Annotated in this window: 19 protein-coding genes; 8 read left to right on the forward strand and 11 right to left on the reverse strand. The window is 62.8% G+C overall.

All coding sequences use genetic code 11. The annotated features are described in order from the left end of the window. Positions 1-6: 6 nt before the first annotated feature. The 7 genes from fliE to AB3N21_RS07805 are packed head-to-tail and all read left to right on the forward strand — an operon-like array spanning position 7 to position 3,795. On the forward strand, positions 7-297 hold the full coding sequence (fliE, locus tag AB3N21_RS07775; RefSeq protein WP_367934694.1) for a flagellar hook-basal body complex protein FliE: 291 nt from the start codon (positions 7-9) through the stop codon (positions 295-297). Positions 298-300: 3 nt separating this feature from the next. Then, positions 301-573: a flagellar biosynthetic protein FliQ gene (locus tag AB3N21_RS07780; protein ID WP_367934695.1), complete on the forward strand. Its 273-nt coding sequence runs from the start codon at positions 301-303 to the stop codon at positions 571-573. Further along, complete coding sequence (locus AB3N21_RS07785) at positions 573-1,286, forward strand: flagellar hook-basal body complex protein (RefSeq protein WP_367934696.1); 714 nt, start codon at positions 573-575, stop codon at positions 1,284-1,286. Before AB3N21_RS07780 ends, AB3N21_RS07785 begins: the two co-directional genes overlap by 1 nt. An 18-nt stretch (positions 1,287-1,304) precedes the next feature. Further along, on the forward strand, positions 1,305-2,090 hold the full coding sequence (flgG, locus tag AB3N21_RS07790) for a flagellar basal-body rod protein FlgG (protein WP_367934697.1): 786 nt from the start codon (positions 1,305-1,307) through the stop codon (positions 2,088-2,090). Further along, a complete protein-coding gene (gene flgA, locus AB3N21_RS07795) occupies positions 2,090-2,506 on the forward strand; it encodes a flagellar basal body P-ring formation chaperone FlgA (RefSeq protein WP_367934698.1) in 417 nt (138 codons plus the stop codon). Before flgG ends, flgA begins: the two co-directional genes overlap by 1 nt. Beyond that, on the forward strand, positions 2,506-3,243 hold the full coding sequence (gene flgH, locus AB3N21_RS07800; protein WP_367934699.1) for a flagellar basal body L-ring protein FlgH: 738 nt from the start codon (positions 2,506-2,508) through the stop codon (positions 3,241-3,243). Before flgA ends, flgH begins: the two co-directional genes overlap by 1 nt. A gap of 9 nt (positions 3,244-3,252) precedes the next feature. Continuing rightward, positions 3,253-3,795 carry a flagellar basal body-associated protein FliL gene (locus AB3N21_RS07805; protein ID WP_367934700.1) on the forward strand — a complete coding sequence of 181 codons (543 nt, stop codon included), beginning with the start codon at positions 3,253-3,255 and terminating at the stop codon, positions 3,793-3,795. 39 nt (positions 3,796-3,834) lie between these two features. On the opposite strand, the gene AB3N21_RS07810 is transcribed toward AB3N21_RS07805, so the two are convergent. The 11 genes from AB3N21_RS07810 to glf all read right to left on the reverse strand — a co-directional run bounded on the left by AB3N21_RS07810 (position 3,835) and on the right by glf (position 15,124). Next, positions 3,835-4,263, reverse strand: a complete 429-nt coding sequence (locus AB3N21_RS07810) for a hypothetical protein (RefSeq protein ID WP_367934701.1) — start codon at positions 4,261-4,263, stop codon at positions 3,835-3,837. Continuing rightward, positions 4,260-5,348 (reverse strand): flagellar type III secretion system protein FlhB, encoded by a 1,089-nt coding sequence (gene flhB, locus AB3N21_RS07815; protein WP_367934702.1) that lies wholly within the window; start codon positions 5,346-5,348, stop codon positions 4,260-4,262. The genes AB3N21_RS07810 and flhB overlap by 4 nt, the downstream gene beginning before the upstream one ends. Continuing rightward, on the reverse strand, positions 5,345-6,118 hold the full coding sequence (locus tag AB3N21_RS07820; RefSeq protein WP_367934703.1) for a flagellar biosynthetic protein FliR: 774 nt from the start codon (positions 6,116-6,118) through the stop codon (positions 5,345-5,347). Before AB3N21_RS07820 ends, flhB begins: the two co-directional genes overlap by 4 nt. Continuing rightward, a complete protein-coding gene (flhA, locus tag AB3N21_RS07825; protein ID WP_367934704.1) occupies positions 6,115-8,202 on the reverse strand; it encodes a flagellar biosynthesis protein FlhA in 2,088 nt (695 codons plus the stop codon). The genes AB3N21_RS07820 and flhA overlap by 4 nt, the downstream gene beginning before the upstream one ends. A gap of 9 nt (positions 8,203-8,211) precedes the next feature. After that, the gene (locus tag AB3N21_RS07830) at positions 8,212-8,907 is read right to left on the reverse strand and encodes a transglycosylase SLT domain-containing protein (RefSeq protein ID WP_367934705.1); all 696 of its coding nucleotides are present in this window, start codon (positions 8,905-8,907) and stop codon (positions 8,212-8,214) included. Positions 8,908-9,047: 140 nt separating this feature from the next. Further along, entirely contained in the window at positions 9,048-10,562 is a 1,515-nt protein-coding gene (locus AB3N21_RS07835) for an aldehyde dehydrogenase family protein (protein ID WP_367934706.1), read from the reverse strand. Positions 10,563-10,565: 3 nt separating this feature from the next. After that, the gene (locus AB3N21_RS07840; protein WP_367934707.1) at positions 10,566-11,672 is read right to left on the reverse strand and encodes a saccharopine dehydrogenase family protein; all 1,107 of its coding nucleotides are present in this window, start codon (positions 11,670-11,672) and stop codon (positions 10,566-10,568) included. A 114-nt stretch (positions 11,673-11,786) separates the two neighbouring features. Beyond that, on the reverse strand, positions 11,787-12,215 hold the full coding sequence (locus tag AB3N21_RS07845; protein ID WP_367934708.1) for an Lrp/AsnC family transcriptional regulator: 429 nt from the start codon (positions 12,213-12,215) through the stop codon (positions 11,787-11,789). 59 nt (positions 12,216-12,274) lie between these two features. Further along, positions 12,275-13,594, reverse strand: coding sequence for an MFS transporter (locus AB3N21_RS07850; protein ID WP_367934709.1), 1,320 nt, complete (start codon positions 13,592-13,594; stop codon positions 12,275-12,277). 3 nt (positions 13,595-13,597) lie between these two features. Continuing rightward, the gene (locus AB3N21_RS07855; protein ID WP_367934710.1) at positions 13,598-13,849 is read right to left on the reverse strand and encodes a metal-sensing transcriptional repressor; all 252 of its coding nucleotides are present in this window, start codon (positions 13,847-13,849) and stop codon (positions 13,598-13,600) included. A 117-nt stretch (positions 13,850-13,966) separates the two neighbouring features. Beyond that, positions 13,967-15,124, reverse strand: coding sequence for a UDP-galactopyranose mutase (gene glf / locus AB3N21_RS07860; protein ID WP_367934711.1), 1,158 nt, complete (start codon positions 15,122-15,124; stop codon positions 13,967-13,969). A 256-nt stretch (positions 15,125-15,380) separates the two neighbouring features. Between glf and AB3N21_RS07865 the strand changes: the two genes are divergently transcribed. Continuing rightward, on the forward strand, positions 15,381-17,633 hold the full coding sequence (locus AB3N21_RS07865; RefSeq protein ID WP_367934712.1) for a glycosyltransferase family 2 protein: 2,253 nt from the start codon (positions 15,381-15,383) through the stop codon (positions 17,631-17,633). The last annotated feature ends 9 nt before the right edge of the window (positions 17,634-17,642 follow it).

Raw genomic sequence — 17,642 nt, forward strand, 5'->3', positions numbered from 1 at the left:
ACCAGAATGGATATCCGCTCACTCTCTGCGGCGCAGAGCTATGCTTCGGCGCGCCCGGCCACGCAGGCCAACCCCACCCATGAGGGTGCCACACAAGGGCTGCGCAACACCTTCCGCGATTTTGCGGCCACGCTTCAGCACAGCGAACAGGTGGCGCAATCCGCGATGGTCGGACAGGCCGACCCGCACGCGCTGGTGCAGGCGCTGGCCCAGACCGAACTGGCGGTCGAAACCGCGGTGACCGTTCGCAACAAGGTGGTCGAGGCCTATCAGGAAATCCTGCGCATGCCGGTCTGAACGATGCTGAGCGAAGGTCTTTTCTACGACACCCTGCGTCAGGCGCTGTGGATCGCGGTCATCACTTCGGTGCCGATCCTGGCGGTTGCGCTGGTCACCGGCCTGATCGTGGGCCTGTTTCAGGCGCTGACCTCAATCCAAGAGATGACGCTTACTTTCGTTCCCAAGCTTGCCGCCATCGTGGTGGTGTTCTGGATCTCGATGGGCTTCATGACCCAGACGCTGGTCACTTTTTTCACCGCAACGATCCTTCCCCTGATTGCAGGAGGTCTCTGATGGGTTCCACCAGCTATATCACCCTGTCCCGCCAATCCGGTCTGATGAATGAGATCCGCGCGGTCGCCAACAACATCGCCAATGCCAACACGACCGGCTACCGGCAGCAGGGTCTGGTGTTCTCGGAATACATTCAGGACACCCGCCATCAGCCCTCGCTGTCGATGGCGCGCGCGCAGGTGCGCAACACATCGCTGCAGCAGGGGGTGTTGACCCAGACCAATGGCCGGTTCGATTTCGCCATCGAGGGCGACGGGTTCTTCATGCTCGAAACCGGCGCTGGCAACCGCCTGACCCGCGCGGGCAGTTTCACACCCAATGCCGATGGCGATCTGGTGAACATGGATGGCCAGCGGGTTCTGGATGCCAATGGCGCGCCCCTCTTCGTCCCGCCCGATGCGCAGTCGGTCTATGTGGCCAGCGACGGGACCCTCAGCGCTGATGGGCAGCTTCTGGGGCAGATCGGCGTTTACCGGCCCACCGACCCGAACGGGCTGATCCGCGAAGGCGGTGTGACCTTCCGCGCCGATGGCGAAACCGAGCCGGTGGATGAGCCGACCATCCTGCAGGGATTCCTCGAAGGCTCGAACGTCAACGCCATCGAGCAGGTCACCCGCCTGGTCGAGATCCAGCGCGCCTACGAGCTGGGCCAGAGCTTTCTCGAAACCGAAGACGAACGCATCCGCAACGCCGTCAAGGCCTTGATGCGCTGATCATAAGGAGCCTTACTCATGCGTGCCTTGCAAATCGCCGCCACCGGCATGACCGCCCAGCAGATGCGGGTCGAGACGATCTCGAACAACCTCGCCAACATGAACACCACAGGCTACAACGCCCGCCGGGCCGAGTTTGCCGATCTGCACTATCAGCAGATGGCCCGCGCCGGGACGGTGAACGCGTCGGACGGCACTGTTCTGCCCACCGGTATCCAGCTTGGCCTAGGCGTGCGGCCTGCTGCTGTTACGGTGAATCTGGCACAGGGGACCCTGTCGGCCACCGGCAGCGATCTGGACGTGGCCATTGAAGGGCGCGGGTATCTCGAAATCACCCTGCCCAACGGCCAATCGGCCTACACTCGTGATGGCAGCCTGAAGCGCTCCGCCGAAGGGTTGATCGTCACCTCGGACGGTTATGCGGTCTCACCCGAGATCACCATCCCCAGCGACGCCCGCTCGATCTCGATCAATGGTGCAGGCGAAGTTTATGCCTATTTCGACGATGCCGCCGAGGGCCAGCTGCTGGGGGAATTTACGCTCTCCAGCTTCTCCAACGCCAAGGGGCTCGAGGCCATTGGCAGCAACCTGTTCAAGGAAACCGAGGCTTCGGGCGCACCTGTGGTCGGCACCCCGGGCGAGGACGGGCTTGGAACGCTGCGGCAAGGCTATCTCGAGGACAGCTCGGTCGACGCAGTGCGCGAAGTGACTGAGTTGATCGAAGCGCAGCGCGGATACGAGATGAACGCCAAGGTGATCACAGCCGTCGACCAGATGATGAGCGCCACCACACAGGTGCGGTGATGCGGCGGGTTTTTCAGATACTTCTGGTGATCTCGGCGCTGCCCGCCTGGGCCGAGATTGTGGTCCCGGCCCGGACGATCCGCGCCAAGGAAATCATCTCGACCGAAGATTTGGCGGTCAAGTCCGCCGATGTCGAAGGCGCCGTCAGTGACCCAAACGATGTGATAGGTCTTGAGGCCCGCGTGGCACTCTATGCCGGCCGGCCCATCCGTCTTACCGATGTAGGCCCACCTGCAATCGTCGATCGAAACGATCTGGTCACCCTGATCTTCGACCACGGTGCGCTTTCAATCAAAACCGAAGGGCGGGCGCTGGGCCGCGGGTCGGCGGGCGAGGTCATCCGGGTCATGAATCTGTCTTCCCGAACGACCGTTTCCGGCCGAATCCGGCCTGACGGCAGCATCGAGGTCAACTGATGAAACACTTTTCCTTCACCAAACCGCTTCTCGCCGCGCTGCTACTGGTCACCGCCTGTGGCCGTGCCGATCATCTGGGCAAACCGCCCAGCTTCACGCCGAACGCGGAATCCGCTGAACATGTGGCCATGCTCTGGCCCGGCCTTCCTCTGCACAGCCAGCCGCAACGCACGGTCGACCGGGCGTCGCTCTGGAGCGGCGGGCAAAACTCGCTGCTGGGCGACCAGCGCGCGATGAAAAAGGGAGACATTTTGACGGTTGTGATCGAACTGGACGAAAAGGCCGAGATCTCGAACGACACCAACCGGTTGCGCACCGGGTCCGAGAGCTTGGGCGTCCCGCACCTGCTGGGATTGCCTCAGCGGGCCGATGAACATTTGCCTGACGGAGCTTCATTGTCGGACGCGGTCTCAATCGATTCCGCCAGTTCGACCAAGGGCAAAGGGTCGGTCAAGCGCAAGGAAAAGCTGACCTTGCGGGTGGCGGCCACCGTGGTGGATGTGTTGCCCAACGGGGTTTTGTCGATATCCGGCTCGCAGGAGCTGCGGGTCAATTTTGAGTTGCGTGAATTGCTGGTTTCGGGTTTCGTGCGGCCCGAGGATATCTCGCGCCAGAACGAGATCACCTATGACAAGATCGCCTCCGCGCGCGTCTCTTATGGCGGTCGTGGCCAGATCACCGATGTGCAACAGCCGCGCTATGGCCAGCAGATCCTCGATGCCATTCTACCGTTCTGAGGTGATGCGATGATCAAGAAACTGCTTCCCGTTGTGTTTCTCATTGTGGGTCTCGGCGCCGGTGCTGGTGCCGGGTTGGTCCTGGGGCCTGCCGGGTCTGGCAATACTACGTCAGAAAAAGACCCCGCGCATGCTGAGAAAGAGCCAGAGGCCGCAAACGCGGATCACAAGGTACCCAAGCCCACGACACATTTCGCGTCCAAAGATAACGAGGGTTACGACAGCTCGGACTATGAATACCTGAAGCTGACCAAGCAATTCGTCGTCCCCATCGTCGAACAGGACCGGATTTCGGGGCTCGTCACCCTGTCGCTAAGCCTCGAGGCCAATCCCGGGATCAGCGAGGCCTTCTATGCGGTCGAGCCCAAGCTGCGGGACGGGTTTCTGCAGATTCTGTTCGATCACGCCAATATGGGCGGGTTCGATGGCGCATTCACGCAGTCCGGGAACCTGGAAACGCTCCGCTCGGCCCTGCTGACTGTGGTCCAAAGAGAGTTCGGGGACGACGTGACGAAAGTGCTGATCACCAGCATTGCACGGCAGGACACGTGACCTAGCAGGTCGGGCCGCTCGCTGGCCCAATCTTCCGGTTCATTTGCCGCGCGATGCGTGTTTGAGAACGGCATCCTGACACAGCGCGGCACTTTCCGCTGCCCGGCGTTTGCGAGCCGCCTCGGATCCTGCCGCTTCGGTCAAACGGGCCAGCGCCTCTTTACGACCAAACGCCGCGCGCAGGCGATCCATCGCCGTCAGTTTCTGCGCCTGAACCCGTGCCAGATCGGTGTTCAACGCCCGACGCGTCCGGGATTCCCAGCCCTGCCACAGGATGTCGGCCCCGAGTGGTTTGAAACCGGGCGTATGCTCGCCATCATGCCTGGCCTGCGCCATCTGCGCGTCGAGCCGCGCGAGCTGACCGCGCAGCCGCGCCTCTTCCTGCAGAACCGGGCGCATCCGATCGTATTCGTCGAGATAGAGTGCCTCAGTCACCTGTTTTATCCGGGACAGGGTGGTGGGCTTCATCGGATGCTCCCCTTGGCACGTTTACGCATGACTTCGGCAAACCGGATGGCGGCGGCGACGGGGCGGTAGTGTTCTTCGGCGATCTCCTGCCCGATCTCCACCGTGGCATGCAGCGCCCGCGCGGTGGGCGGGTCGGAATGGATCGGAACGCCGACCTCGCTGGCCGCCGCCCGGATCGCAGCCGCAATCTCGTCCACCCCCTTGGCCACACAGACCGGCGCCGCACCCGGCGCCCGCGACCATTTCAGCGCCACAGCGAAATGCGACGGGTTCACAATGACCACATCCGCCGTTGGCACATCCGCCATCATCTGGGTCATCGCGATCTCCTGCCCGCGCTGACGGCGCTGCTGTTTCATGTGCGGATCGCCCTCGGCATCCTTGGTTTCGTCCATGATCTCCTTGCGGGACATCCGGTTCTTGCGGATGTGTTCGGAATATTGCCACAGATAGTCGACTACCCCGATCGCCAGCGCCACCGCGATCACGATGAACATGAACCGCGTCAGCAGGCTCATCATCAGCATGATCGCGATAGGTGCCTGCGCCGCACTGGCCGCCACGATCTCGGTCAGGTTTGCGCGCAGGAACAGGGCCAGGCAGACCGAATAGAGCAGGAGCTTGGCGAAGCTCTTGGCAAACTCGAATAGCCCGCCGCGACCAAACTTATTCTTGGCGTTGGACACGAGCGAGATCCGGGACAGTTTTGGTGACAGCTTGCTGGGCGCAAACACCAGCGCCCGCTGCGCCAGCAGGCTCAGCACCACGGCGGCAGCAGGGACGGTGAAGAGAGCCAGAACCGACACCGCCACCCGGCCCAGGATGCCACCGACCGGACCGCCCGCTGGGCCATCCAGAACAAGTGCCGACAGTTGGTCCGACTGGTCGATCAGCACCATCAGCGTGGTGCCCAACTGCTCTACCGTGACCTTGCCGATTGCCAGCAGCGCAAGCAGGAGCCCGGCGTAACCGGCCACGACGGACAGGTCGTTCGACTTGGCAATCTCACCCTTTTCCCGCGCCTTCAGCAGTTTTTGCGGCGTCGGGTCAAAGGACTTTTCGCTGTCGTCGTCCTGCCCGCTCATGGCCGCATCCCGACCGGGTCCTGGACGAACTCGAACAAGGCGTCGGTCCACACCGACAGGATCAGCGGAGATCCCGCAAACAGCAGGAACAGACCGCCAAATGTGATCGCCGGGGCGCCGACGAAGGCAACCATGAGCTGCGGCATGGCGCGGTTGATGACGCCAAGCGCCAGATTGTAGACCAGCGAGGCGATGACGAAAGGCGCGGCCAGCGCAAAGGCCAGCGCGAACATGCGTGAAACCTGGCGCACGCCCCATTCGCTCAAATCAGGTGCTGCGGGCAGAGTGCCGATGGGGAACAGATCATAGGAATGGATCAGGAACTCGGCCACCCGCACATGCAGCCCCAGCAACACCGCCAGCGTCAAGCCCGACAGAACCAGCAAGTAACCCATGGCCGGAACCGGCTCGACGGCGGCCCCGCCGAGAAGCTGCGAAAGCGAGGTTGCCTGCGCGGCAATCGACCCGGCGGCCTGAAGGGCAAGCACGAACAGGCGCATGGCAACGCCCATGGCTAACCCAATCAGGATTTCGGTTCCGGCCAGCGACACAAAGGCCAAAGGATCGGGAATCCCGGGCGGCCCTGCCACTGCCGGAGTGACGATCAGGGTGAAGGCGGACGCGATGGCGAACTTCACACGCGTCGGGATCGACCGCTCGCCAAATGCGGGCAGCACCGAGACCAGCGCCGAGACGCGCAGGAAGATGGCAAAGAGCCGCCAGAATTCATCCGTCAGATAGGTCTGCAAATCCGGCGGCAGGTCGATCATGCCGCGACCATTCCCACCAGGGCCGGGCGGGCCTCAATCCCAATTTCCTCAAACGATAGCACCGGGTTTGACACGCCGCGGGCCCGCATGATCGTGCGCAGGAACCGGCGGCGGCGGGTCGAGATGACGAGGGCCGGAAACAGCCCCTGTTCCGCCGACCGCGCCATCCGGTCGGCCACACCATCGGCCAGCTTGTTGAACAGGTCCGGCGGCAGCGCGATATCTAGGCCCGAGGGGTTGGCGTCGATCTGGTAGGTCACGAATGTCTCCTCCCACTCGGGGGCGAGTTGTACCAGCGGGATCGACCCGTCCTCGCGCTTCATCTCGGCCACCAGTTGGAAGCCGAGCCGCTGCCGCACTTGTTCGCATATCGCCTCGGGCTGGGTCGTCATCAGCCGCGCCTCGGCCACGGTTTCCAGGATCAGCGGCATGTTGCGGATCGACACCCGTTCCTCAAGCAGCAGGCGCAGGACGGCATGCAGCGTGTCGATGGGCACCTTGTCGGGGATCAACTCGTCCAGCAGTTTCCGGTTCGCCTCCGCTCGCACCGGATCGCTGAGGCGGGTCATTTCCGCCAGCAGCCGGCGCAGGGATTTGAGTGTCAGTAGACGAGCGAAGTTCTGTTTGATCACCTCAAGCAGATGCGTGGCCAGAATCTCCGGTGGTGTCACGATGGTGGCGCCGGACAGCGCGGCGGCCTCCTGATCCTGCGGCAGGATCCAACGGGCCGGGGCGCCATAGACCGGCTCGGTCACGTCGGTACCATCGGGCAGCAGGTCCGGTCCTTCCGGCACCAGCGCCAACACCAGCTCAGGATGCAGCACGCCGCGCACCTGCTCGACGCCCTGCACGCGGATCACATAGGTGCCGGTGGGCAGCTCGACCTGGTCGGTCAGGCGGATGTCGGGCAGGATCAGCCCAAAAACCGAGGCCACATGCGTGCGCATATTCGCAATCCGCGCGTCCAGCCCGGTGCCCGGATTCAGCACCATGCCGACCAGATCGGGGGCGAATTCCAGATGCACGTCGTCCAGATCCAGAATGTCACCAATGGCTTGCGAGACCGGCTCCTGCGCTTCTGCAGATGCATCCTCTGCCGCTGTTTGCTCTTCCTTCTGCCGCTTCTGAACGGAATAGGCGGCAAACCCCAGCACGCCACCCCCAAGAATGAAGGGCAGGAACGGCAACCCCGGCACGAGCGCAAAGACCGCCATCAGCATCGCAACCGTCACCAGCGCGGCGGGGTGACGGCCAAGCTGCGAGAAAATGGCGTTGTCGGTCGCCCCCTGCGCGCCGCCGCGCGCCAGCAGCAAGGCTGATGCGATCGAGATGATGACGGCGGGGATTTGCGAGACCAGACCGTCGCCCACGGTCAGGATCGCGTATGTCTCAAAGGCCGACGCGATGGGCATGCTATGCACGACCACGCCCATGATCAGACCCATCACCAGGTTCAGCAGGGTGATCAACAACCCGGCAATGGCATCGCCCTTGACGAATTTCGACGCACCGTCGAGCGAACCAAAGAACGTGGTTTCCTGCTGCTCAAGCTCACGGCGTTCCTTGGCCTGCTGGTGGTCGATGGCGCCTGCGGACATGTCGCTGTCGATGGCCAACTGCTTGCCTGGCATCCCGTCCAGCGCAAATCGCGCGCCCACCTCGGCCATGCGGGCAGCACCTTTGGTGATGACCATGAAATTGACGATCAGCAACACGCCGAACACCACAAGGCCCAGAAAGACGCTGCCGCTCATGATGAACTGGGCGAAGCCCTCGATCACGTCTCCCGCTGCGTTCGGGCCGGTGTGTCCCTGTCCGATGATCAGCTTGGTCGAGGACACGTTGAGCGACAGGCGCAGCATCAGTGAGGCCAGCAGGATGGTCGGGAAGGATGAGAAATCCAGCGGACGCTCGATGAACAGTGTCAGGGTGAAGATCAGGATAGCCAGCGCGAACGAGGCGGCCAGCCCCACATCCAGCACCCAGGCGGGCACCGGCAGGATCATCATCACGATGATCGCCATCAGCGCCAGCGCCAGAAGCACGGTCGGAGAGAACAGGGCCTGTTTGTCGATCCGGGGCACTGCGCGCTCCTAGTTGAAGCTGATAAAGGCGGTCTGGGCGCCGCTCACCGGCATCAGCGACCCCAATGTGCCCCGCTGAACCGAAGGCGCCTGCGGGCGGGCAAAAAGCGGCTGTCCCGGTCCTGCCATCAGTTCGCGCGGCGCAGTGGCTACGCGAAGCGGTGGATCGTCCCGCAATTCGGCCAGCGTGGCCTCGAACCGCTGCCTGTACGAGGCGGCCAAGGCCTGCGTGCGGGAATGATAGGCGCCCGCGGCTGCGGGCCATGAGCCCAACTCGGCATGAAGCTGGCGCAGGAACCGCGCCGCGTAGGTCGCGTTTTCGTCGGGGTCGAACATGGCGTCAATCGACCGGAAAGCGCGGCCATGCCAGCGGTAATTGACCTGAAAACAGCCCACGTCAAAGCTGCGCGCGCCAGCCTTGAACACCTTGTAGACATAGGCTTTGGCCTTGGTCTCGGTGGCGAACCAGTATCCCTTGCCTTCGAGGTTCACGGCCCAGGGCCAGGGGGTAATCTGCCCACCGACCTGCCGCCCGGTTTCGACCCGTGTGATGGCGCGCAGGATGTCCAGCGGGACATCCTCGGCCATCGCAGCCCGTCGCGCGGCGGCATCGCAGATTTCGGCGGTGCGGGCGTCAACAGCCGCCAAAGCGGGCTGGCATAGCCACAACAGCGGCACAACAAACGCAAAGAGGGGTCTGGGCATTCTGCCTGTCCGGGATTCTGTCTCTCCCGGCCAAGCTAGTCGCCACCTGTTTACAGAGGGTTAGCGGCGGTGCATTCGCGAACCCGTCATGAAAAACCCACCCCGAAACGCGTCCGGGATGGGTCTAAAGCCGCACGGGCTCAGATGTCGAACTTCACGCCCTGTGCGAGTGGCAGTTCGGCAGAGTAGTTCACGGTATTGGTCTGACGCCGCATATAAGCCTTCCACGCGTCCGAGCCGCTTTCACGCCCGCCTCCGGTTTCCTTTTCGCCGCCAAAGGCACCACCGATCTCGGCGCCCGAAGGGCCGATATTGACGTTGGCGATACCGCAGTCCGAGCCTGCCGCCGACAGGAACTGCTCGGCCTCGCGCATGTTCAGGGTGAAGACGCAGGAGGAAAGCCCTTGCGGCACGTTGTTCTGGATCTCAAGCGCACCCGAGAAATCGTCATAGCCCATCACATAGAGGATCGGGGCGAAGGTTTCGGTCTTCACCGTCTCGCTCTGGGCGGGCATCTCGACGATGGCGGGCTCCATATAGACGCCGCCCGCGGGCACGCCATCGGTCACGCGGGCGCCGCCGTGCACCGTGCCGCCCTCGGCCTTTGCGGCTTCCAACGCGGCAGTCATGGCCGCGCCCGAGGCCTCATCAATCAGTGGGCCGATCAGGGTGCCATCGGTCAGCGGGTTGCCGATGGGCAGACCCGAATAGGCCTTTTTCAGCCGCGCAACCAGATCGTCCTTGATCGAGTTATGCACGATCAGACGGCGCAGGGTGGTGCAGCGCTGGCCGGCGGTGCCGACGGCCGAAAACACGATGGCACGCACCGCCATTTCCAGATCAGCCGAGGGGCCGACGATCATCGCGTTGTTGCCGCCCAGCTCCAGAATGCACTTACCGAAACGCGCCGCCACGATGGGCGCAACTGCGCGGCCCATGCAGGTCGAGCCGGTGGCCGATATGATCGGCATATCTTCCGATTCGACCAGAGCCTTGCCCAGATCGGCACCCCCGATCAGGGTCTGCAGCAGGCCCTCGGGCGCATCACCGAACCGGGCCACGGCGCGCTCGAATATCTTCTGGCAGGCCAGCGCGGTCAACGGGCTTTTCTCGGACGGTTTCCAGATCACCGGATCGCCGCAGACAAGCGCCAGCGCCGTGTTCCATGACCACACGGCCACGGGGAAGTTGAAGGCGGTGATCACGCCCACCGGGCCTGCCGGATGCCAGGTCTCCATCATCCGGTGGCCGGGGCGCTCGCTGGCGATGGTCAGGCCGTAGAGCTGGCGCGACAGGCCCACGGCGAAGTCGCAGATGTCGATCATTTCCTGCACTTCGCCCAGGCCTTCCGAGGTGATCTTGCCCGCCTCCCAGCTGACCAGAGCACCGAGATCATCCTTGGCCGCGCGCAGCTCTTCGCCCAACAGGCGGATCAACTCGCCTCGGCGGGGGGCGGGCACGGTGCGCCACGCCTTGAAGGCGGTTTTGGACTTGGCAAGGATCGTGTCCATCTTGGCCACGGGGGTCTCATGCACTTCACCCAGCAGGCGGCCATCGATCGGAGATGTGATTTTCAACGCACCGCCGGTCAGTTCGGCAGCGGTCAGGCCTAGGTTCGAAAGAGTGGTTTCAGCGGTCATGACGATGTCTTTCATGTCTCAGGCTGCCTTGTTCTGTTCGGTTACGTCCCCCGCCCGGTAGAGGCGGCCAAATTCGGTATCGAGGAAATCGGCGAGCTTCACCTGCTCCTGCCGGACAAAGCCGCGCGCAGGTAGCGCGCCGGTCCGCATCAGGTCAACCACACCCAGAACACCGGCGGCGGTGGTGATCTGGATGGCGCTCCAGACCTGTCCGTCGATCATGCGGCTGAAGGACTTATTGATGAGGGATTTCTCGCGCAACTGCCCGTCAATCGTACCCTTGGCGGTGCAATAGACCAGCACCACATCCTGATCGGTGCGGGGAAGGGCGGCCTCGAAAATCTCCTTGAGCAGGTCACGGCGGCGTTCCAGCCCCAGATCGCTCAGCAGCAGTTTCAGGATATCGCGATGACCCGGGTAGCGGATCGAGCGATAGGACACCGCGCGCGCCTTGCCCTCCAACGTCTCGGGCAGGGTGCCGAGGCCGCCGGAGGTGTTAAAGCATTCATACTCCACCCCGTCATGGCCGAGGATTTCGTAATCCTCCAGCGGTGCGGTCTTGACCCGCTCACCATTCACGATGGCATCGCAGGGGTTGCAGTATTCGTTGATCAGCCCGTCGGTGGACCAGGTCAGATTGTATTTCAGCGCGTTGGTCGGATAGAGCGGCAGGGCGCCCACTCGCATGTGCAGGCTGTCCAGCGCATCGAACTCCGCCGCCAGCGCCGCACCGGCGATGCCCACGAAACCGGGTGCCAGACCGCATTGCGGCATGAAGGCGGTGTCGCTGGCCTGCGCCAGTCCGCGCACCGCGTTGGTGGCAGCCACATCCTCGGTCAGGTCGAAATAATGCGCGCCCGCGTCGCTCGCGGCCTTGGCAATCGCCGGGGTCAGGAAAAATGGTGCGGCCGAGATCACCGCATCAAAGCCTTTCAGCCCCTCGGCCAGCCCGGCCTCATCCCCAGCGTCGATCTGTCTGGTGGCAACGCCCATCTTCTTGAGCACCGACAGCGCCGCAAGATCGTGATCGGCAACGGTGACGGCATAATTGGGCGAGGTCTTGAGCAAAGTCGCGATCATCTGGCCGATCTTCCCGGCCCCGACGATGCAGATATTCCATTGCATGGCACGTCTCCTTCTTTGTCAGAAAGTGTGACGTATCCGCTGTTCGGTCTGTAGGGAGCAGAGTGACGGAATGATTCATCATGCCGTCAAAATGACGAGAATTCCTTCAATCCGTCAGCTTCGGTCGATCCTCCGACCAAACACCACGCTGGTATTGGTGCGCTGCACGCCGGGGATTTCGGCCAGTTCATCGACCAGCACATCCAGATCCTCGATCCGGGGCGCCTCGGCGGACAAGAGCAGATCGAACTCGCCATTGATCGACAGGCACAGCTTGACTTCCGGGTAGGCCTCAAGCCGTTTGATGATGCGGGCGGTCTCTTTCTGCTGCACTTCCAGCATCACCACCACCTGCACCTTGCCCTCATCCTGTGGCTCGCGCAGGACCACCGAGTATCCCGCGATCTCCCCGCGATCCTCCATCCGGCTGATACGCTCATGCACGGTGGTGCGGGCCACGCCCAGCTTCGCCGCGATCCTGGTGGTCGAGTCCCGCGCATTGTGCTGCAGGGCGGCAATGATGCGACGGTCGAGTTGGTCCATGAGGGCTCCGGATTGCGGGTCGTGCGTCATCCCGGTTTAGGGCAGATCACGTCCGGCGCTCAAGGCTGTTGCGGGTAACGAGGGTGTAACTCGTCGATGATGATGGCGTGGCTGTGCGGAGCGTCGCCCGCCAGATGCGGATGATCCGGCGGCAGATCATGGTGGCTGTGTGGCACCGACTGCGCGCTGTTTCTGGGCCAGACCATCAATACCGCGATAATGCCCGCCGCCGACGCGACGGTGACCACGGCCATCACTACAGTGGCACCGCTTGTGGTCATCAGCCAGCCGGACAGGGGATAGAAGACCAGCCAGCAGGCATGCGACAGCGTGAACTGCGCGGCAAAGACGGCCGGGCGGTCCTCGGGGTGGGCCGAGCGTGTCAGCAACCGGCCCGAGGGGGTCAGTGTGACCGAATAGCCGAACCCGATCGCCGCCCAGCCCGCCACCAGAACCGGCAGAGTCAGAGGGGTCGTTGCGGTCAGCACGGCCATCACCGCCATCGCCCCGGTTCCGATCACAGCGCCGCTCAGCATGACCTGGCGGTCCTCGATCCGGGCCAGCAAATGCGGCAGCAGCATCGCGGCAATCATCGAACCGCCGCCAAACCCGGCAAGTGCCAGCGCCACCGCGCTTTCGGCTAGCCCCATATCGGCGCGCACGATGACCACCGTATTGACAATGACCATCGCGCTCAGCCCGGCGGCCACCCAGTTGAGTGCCAGTAGCCCGCGCAAGCGCGGCGTTTTCAGATAGATCCGGATCCCCCGAGTCGTGCGGTCATAGATCCCACGCGGCGCGGCAGGTTTCGGCGAGGGAAGGATGACCGACACCACCAGCAGCGCCGAGGCGACAAAGCCGAACCCCGTGCCCCAGAACAGGCTGTCGAAACTCACCAGCGTCAGCAGCGCTGCCGCCAGCATCGGGCTGAGCAGGCTTTCCATGTCCATCGCCAGCCGCGACAGGGACAGCGCCCGGGTATAGTCCTCCTCATTCGTCAGCACATCCGGGATCGTCGCCTGAAACGCCGGTGTGAACCCGGCCGAGGCCGATTGCAGCACAAAAATCAGTACATAGACCTGCCAGATCTCGGTCAGGAAGGGCAGGCAGACGGCAACCGCCGCGCGCACCAGATCCAGCGCCACCAGCATCCGGCGGCGATTGATCCGCTCGGCAAAGGCCGCCGCGATGGGCGCCACGACCACATAGGCCACCATCTTGATGGTCAGCGCCGTGCCCAGCACCAACCCTGCCGCGTCTCCGGCCAGATCATAGGCCAGCAGGCCCAGCGCCACGGTAGCCAGCCCGGTGCCCGTCAGCGCAACGATCTGGGCCGCGAACAGGTGGCGATAGACCCGGTTTCCCAGAACACTCAGCATGGCTCACAGAAACTTGGTGATGGTTTTGAAATCCGCGGTGTCGGCCTCGGCGCCGGGGGACAGGCAATGATCGATGTGATCGTGGATCAGCGCCCGTTTGGCATTGGTGATCGCCTTTTCCACGGCAAAGAGCTGCTGCGCGATATCGGTGCAGGGCGCCTGCGCGTCGAGCATGGTGATCACCTTGGCCAGATGCCCATGCGCCCGCTTCAGCCGGGCGGTGATTTGCGGGTGGGATGTGTGTGGCTGTGTCATGCCTTATCCCTATCCCCCCCATGAGGATAAAGTCAAAGCAGAATTGTGATACACCAAGGAAAAAAGGCGCGCCGGATGGCACGCCAATTAGCGATTCTTTGGGATGAGATGTCCGGTTTACAGCGGCGACTTAAAAAAGGCCGGTATCGCCTCGCCCTTGCCGCTCCGGTCCAGGAAACCGCGCGCGGTGTCTAACGCCTCACGAATGGTCACATCCATGTCGAGATAGCGGTAGGTCCCCAGGCGTCCCACGAACGTCACGCCGCTGGCCTGCTCGGCCAGCCCGACATACTCGCCCAACAGCGCCTTCTCCTCGACCTGCCGGATCGGGTAGTAGGGGATATCATCCGGTTCCGCCGCGCGCGAAAACTCGCGGTAGCAGACCGAGCCTTCGTGGCTCTCCCAAGGCGAAAAATGCTTGTGCTCGGTGATGCGGGTATAAGGCACCGATTCCTCGCCATAATTCATCACCGCACAGCCCTGATAGTCGCCCTCATAGGTGAAGCGTTCGAAATCCAGCGTGCGATAACCGAGGCGACCCAGCTCATAGTCGAAATACCCGTCCAGCGGCCCGGAATAGAACACATGATCGAACCCGTCGGCCATGCCGCGGTCGAAACTTGTGCTCAGCTTCACCGTGATCGACGGATGGTCCAGGATACCTTCGATCATCTCGGTATAGCCGTTCTCGGGCATGCCCTGAAACTTGTGGAAGAAATAGTTGTCGTCGTAGTTGAACCGCACCGGCAGGCGCTTAAGGATCGAGGCGGGCAGTTCGGACGGGTGACAGCCCCACTGCTTCATGGTGTAGCCCTTGAAGAACGCCTCGTAGAGGTCGCGGCCCACGAACCGCATCGCCTGTTCCTCAAAGGTCTGAGGGTCCTCGATCGAGGTATCGGCCTGTTCCTCGGTGATAAAGGCACGGGCCTCGTCCGGTCGCATGGTCTTACCGAAGAACTGGTTGATCGTGTGCAGGTTCACCGGCAGCGAGAACACCTGCCCGCGCGAGGTGGTCTTGACCCGGTTCTTGTAGGGCTGAAAGGTCGTGTACCGGTTCACATAGGTCCAGACCTCTTCATCGTCGGTGTGAAAGATGTGCGGCCCGTAGACATGCACCATGACTCCGGTCTCGGCATCGCGCTCGGTATGGCAGTTGCCGCCGATATGGTCGCGGCTGTCCACAATCGTGATCTCGTATCCCTGCTCGGCCAGTTCACGCCCGATCACCGCGCCGGACAGCCCGGCCCCTACCATCAACAACTTGCCCTTGGGCATGCTCAGTACCTCTCGTCTGGCTCAACGCACCAATGGCCGGTCCGGGACCGCAACCATGGGTCGGGGGCCTTGTGCCCTTTGCGGTTCGGCAGTGCAACCGTGGCTTGCGGTCCGGCCAGTCCCTGCCAGCCGCATTCGATCTAACTGCAACACATGGGTCGGATCGCGGTTTCCCGTTGGCTTTCGCCGGCAAGCCTTCTTAAATAGGGCGGAACAGGCCGAAACGGGCAAACGAGACAGAGGTAAGCGCAGAGGAATGGCTGAGGCGGCATCATCCGGCAACGTGTCGCTGTGCACGTTGCACGCCGTGCGTCAGGGCTCCGTGACATTGCTGGACGCGGTCACTGGAGATGCTCCGGGCATTGCCCACCTGTTCTTCACCCACGACACGCCCATGGACCGGATCACGCCGGGTGAAGGCGTGTCAGTCATCATGGCACATTCCGTCGGCGGCGCCCCAAAGATCACGGTGTCGTATGAGGCAGACGGCCCGATCCCCATGCTGTTCGACCAAGTGCCGGTGGCTGTTTCGCCCTCTCCCCGGCAATGGGATCTGTTGGATGGACGAAACGTGGCGCTTGCCATCCGCAATGGCGAGCGGACGTCTCTGGTGATGGACTGGCTGCGCTGCAATCACCGCTCGCACGGGATGAACGGCGCCGTGATCTTGTCGCGCGCGCGCCCGGACTCCGATCCGCAATTCGCCGAGGACCTAAGCGCAGCAATCGCCGAAAGCGGGCTCGACTGCGCGGTTCTGCTGGTCGATGTGGATCACCCTTTGGGCCACAAAACCCTGCCATCCGAGGCGCATCCCTATTGCGTGCCCGAAGCGCCGGGCAAGGACCGGATGGAGATACCCGAGCCAGACCCGTGGCACGCACCCTTGGCCGAGGTGCTGTATTACGAATGGGCACGCGCGCGATATCTGGGCGCCGCGAGGGCCGTGGCGAATATCGACGTGCACGATCTGCTGCCCGAGCCGGAGGGACCGGGGATTTTCGACCGGGCGGCCGGCGCGCAGACAGGCTACATCTCCCTGCAGGGACGCCATTGCTATCCGTGGCGCGTGCGAAATGGCGATGCGCCCGAATTCGCGGATCATGCCTGCGTGCAGTTTGACACGCCCCAGATCCGCCGCCGCTGGTGTGTCGCTCCGCACAAGCTGCCCGACGATTGCGTCTGGCGTTTCCTCCGTATCGGCGGTGCGACACCAGAGCCGGATCAGGTGCAGGAGTTCTACCGCTGCATGGCGCTCCGCCATCCCGCCAAACCGGTCACGCTGATTGTGCCCAGGTCCAGTCTGGTCAAGCATCCACCGCTGCTGCGAACCCTGTCGCGGCATTTCGAAAAGGACCCGGTTCGCCCGCCGCCCGAAAAGCTGCAGGTCAAGACAAACGGCAAGCGCGCAATCGTCACCACGATGAAGAACGAAGGCCCGTTCATTCTGGAGTGGATTGCCTATCACCGGGCCATCGGCATCGACGATTTTCTCGTCTACACCAATGACTGCACGGATGGCACCGACACGATCCTAGATCTTTTGCAGCAGATGGGGGTCGTTCAGCATCGCGAAAACCCGTTCCGGCAGACCGATCTGAAACCGCAGCACGCAGCGCTGGGCGCGGCTGAATCCGAGCCGGTGATTTCCGAGGCCGAGTGGATCATGTGCATGGATGTGGATGAATACATCAACATCAAATGCGGTGACGGGACGCTCGATGCGCTGTTTGCCGAACTGGGCGACGTCAACATGATCTCGATGACATGGCGGCTGTTCGGAAATGCCGGCATTCACGCCTTCGATCCGGACTTCATCACCCGGCAATTCACCCGCTGCGCGCCCGAGTACACCCGCAAACCGCATCAGGCCTGGGGGTTCAAGACGCTGTTCAAGAACACCGGCATCTACCGCAAGATGGGCGTGCACCGCCCCAAGGGCCTGAAGCCGCAATTGTGGGAGGAAATCCGCTGGGTCAACGGGTCGGGCAAACCGATGCCACGCCATACCTTTCGTAACGCCTGGCGCTCGACCATCGACAGCTACGGCTACGATCTTGTGCAGCTCAACCACTATGCGGTCCGCTCGGCCGAGAGCTTTCTGGTCAAACGCGACCGGGGTCGGGTGAACCACGTGGACCGCGATCAGGGCCTGGCCTACTGGTTCCGGATGAACAACAACGCCGACAGCGACACCTCGATCCAGCGGATGCTGCCTCGGGTGCAGGCCGAATATGACAGACTTATGGAGAACCCGGAACTGGCGGCTGCACATAACGCGGCGATCCAGGCGCATCGGGACAAGATCGCCGAGCTGCAGGCGATGCCGAAACAGGCGCAGTTCTATGCCGAACTGACGGGCGCACGGATGGAGAAACTGTCCCATATGCACGCGCATTTTGGCGCAAACGTGTTCCTGCAGGGTCCGGAATCGGTTCCGGACGAGGTGCTTGAGAAAAACCCGGATGAGGAGTTCTTTTTCACCGTTGAACGCGGAGAAACCGAGCACTAGTTCCAGCGG

Origin of the sequence: Ruegeria sp. (assembly GCF_040830605.1) — a bacterium.
In the GTDB taxonomy this organism is placed as follows: domain Bacteria; phylum Pseudomonadota; class Alphaproteobacteria; order Rhodobacterales; family Rhodobacteraceae; genus Ruegeria.